2 protein-coding genes are annotated in these 2,205 nt (G+C 67.4%); both read left to right on the top strand.

Translation table 11 applies throughout. From position 1 onward, the window contains the following. The first annotated feature begins 134 nt into the window (after window positions 1-134). Entirely contained in the window at window positions 135-1,355 is a 1,221-nt protein-coding gene (gene istA / locus C665_RS19330; RefSeq protein ID WP_004299421.1) for an IS21 family transposase, read from the top strand. Further along, window positions 1,355-2,143, top strand: a complete 789-nt coding sequence (gene istB, locus C665_RS19325) for an IS21-like element helper ATPase IstB (RefSeq protein WP_004299423.1) — start codon at window positions 1,355-1,357, stop codon at window positions 2,141-2,143. The genes istA and istB overlap by 1 nt, the downstream gene beginning before the upstream one ends. Window positions 2,144-2,205 lie beyond the last annotated feature (62 nt).

Below are 2,205 nucleotides of genomic sequence, written 5' to 3'. Positions count from 1 at the left end.
TTGTCAGGCGACACCGTAAATTGACCCCCTAGCGACACGAGGAACTGACCCCCTCGTTCGCGAGGAGGCCATCATTGGAAACGAAGCACATCGAGGTGAATCCTGTACGCCGTCTGGTTTGCGGAGTGCAGGAGATGTTGGAGCCGGAGGCGGTCACGACGATCGTTCGGTTGGGGCAATCGGGCTGGGGTGCGAAGCGGATTGCGAAGGCGCTGGGCATCGCGCGCAACACGGTGCGGCGGTATCTGAACGCGGGCGGGCCGGTGGCGTACCGGCAGCCGCAGCGTGCCAGCGTGCTGGGCGGTCACGACGCATGGCTGCGGGAGCGTTTCCTGCAGCACCGGGGCAACTGCGACGTGGTGCGTCAGCAGTTGAGCAAGGAATTGGGGATCGAGACGAGCCTGCGCACGGTCGAGCGCGCGTGTCGAGGGTTCCGCCAGGAACTGGAGGCGAGTCGCCGTGCGACGATCCGCTTCGAGACCGGACCGGGCGAACAGATGCAGATCGACTTCGGCCAGACACGTGTGCTGATCGGCGGCGAGTCGGTGCGAGTGTTCCTGTTCGTGGCGACGCTGGGCTATTCGCGCCGGGGATTTGCGTGCGCGTTCCGGCACGAGCGCCAGAGTGCGTGGTTCGCTGGGATCGAGGCGGCGTTTGTCCACTTCGGCGGACGGCCGCAGACGCTGCTCATCGACAACGCCAAGGCGCTGGTCGACAAACACGACACGCAGACGCGCCAGGTCCGACTCAACAGCCGCTTCGAGGCGTTCTGCCGGCACTGGGATATCCGTGCCAAGGCGTGCGCGCCGTTTCGCGCGCGCACCAAGGGCAAGACCGAGAACGGCGTGGGCTACGTGAAGAAGAACGCCATCGCCGGCCATGCTTTCGAGAGCTGGACGGCGATGGAGGCGCACCTGGCGCGCTGGCAGCGCGAGGTGGCCGATGTGCGCATCCACGGTACGACCGGTGTCACGCCCGCTGAGCGCTTCGACTTGGAGCGTGAACACCTGCGTCCGGTTGCCGGGATCGCCCCCTTCCTGCAGGTGCGCGAGCTCGTGCGCCGAGTCAATGCGGAGGGCTGCATCGAGCTCGACACCAACGCCTACAGCGTGCCGTGGCGGCTGATTGGCGAGACGGTGACGGTCGTGGTCAGCGCCGACACCGTGGTGGTCGAGTACGCCGGCGAGGAAGTCGCCCGCCATGCGGAGCTCGCCGGCAGTCGCGGTCGCAGCATCGAGCGCAGCCACCTGCTGGGTGGGTCGCTGCCGCCGGCCCAGATCGAGGCGCCGCCGCCCACCGATGCGCTGCTGCGTCCGCTGGCCGAGTACGAAGCGCTCGTCGGAGGAGGCTGGTGATGATCGATGCCGACCGACTCGACGAACTGCTCACCCGGCTGCGGCTCACGGCGATCCGCGACCAGCTCGACAGCCTGCTCGACGAAGCCAGCCGGGCGCAGATGACACTGCGCGAAGCGCTGCTCTTCCTGGCCGAGCGCGAGGTCGCCCGGCGCGACACCCGACGCATCCAGATGGGCATGAAGCTCGCCCGTTTCCCGTGCGTGCGCACGCTCGAAGGCTTCGACTTCGACGCGCAGCCCTCGATCGATCCAGGGCAGATCCGGGATCTGTCCTCCGGTCGCTGGATCGGGCACGGTCAGGCCCTGCTGCTGCTCGGTCCGCCGGGCGTAGGCAAGACGCACCTGGCGGTCGCCCTCGGGCGCGAAGCGGTGGATCGCGGCTACACGGTGCTCTTCACCTCGGCAGCGGCGCTGATGGCCGGGCTCACGAAGGCGCACGCCGACGGACGGCTCGAGGAGAAGCTGCTGCAGCTCTCCAAGCCCAAGCTGCTGATCATCGATGAGCTGGGCTACCTGCCGCTCGAGCCGGCCGCTGCGCACCTGTTCTTCCAGCTGGTGTCGCGACGCTACGAGCGGGCCAGCATGCTGATCACCAGCAACCGGCCCGTTGGCGAGTGGGGGCAGGTGTTCGGCGACGCGGTGGCCGCTACCGCCATCCTCGATCGGCTGCTGCATCACAGCCAGGTCATCACAATTAGGGGCGACAGCTACCGGCTGCGCGACAAGCGCCGCAGCGGCCTTCTGCAGAAGGCCGCTGCCCCCACCCCGATCACGTCGGAGAGTTGATTAACCCAGGGGGTCAATTCCAGATGTCGTCAGGGGGTTAAATCTTCGTGTCGCTTGACACC

The sequence above is a fragment of the Thauera aminoaromatica S2 genome (assembly GCF_000310185.1).
Taxonomy (GTDB): Bacteria; Pseudomonadota; Gammaproteobacteria; order Burkholderiales; family Rhodocyclaceae; genus Thauera; species Thauera aminoaromatica.
The sequence above is the reverse complement of the archived record's forward strand: the minus strand, read 5'-3'. Positions and strand labels throughout refer to the sequence as shown.

Bases quoted from the DNA above. Each gene is read 5' to 3' on its own strand.
- istA (WP_004299421.1), top strand. From the start codon at position 135: ATGTTGGAGCCGGAGGCGGTCACGACGATCGTTCGGTTGGGGCAATCG.
- istB (WP_004299423.1), top strand. From the start codon at position 1,355: ATGATCGATGCCGACCGACTCGACGAACTGCTCACCCGGCTGCGGCTC.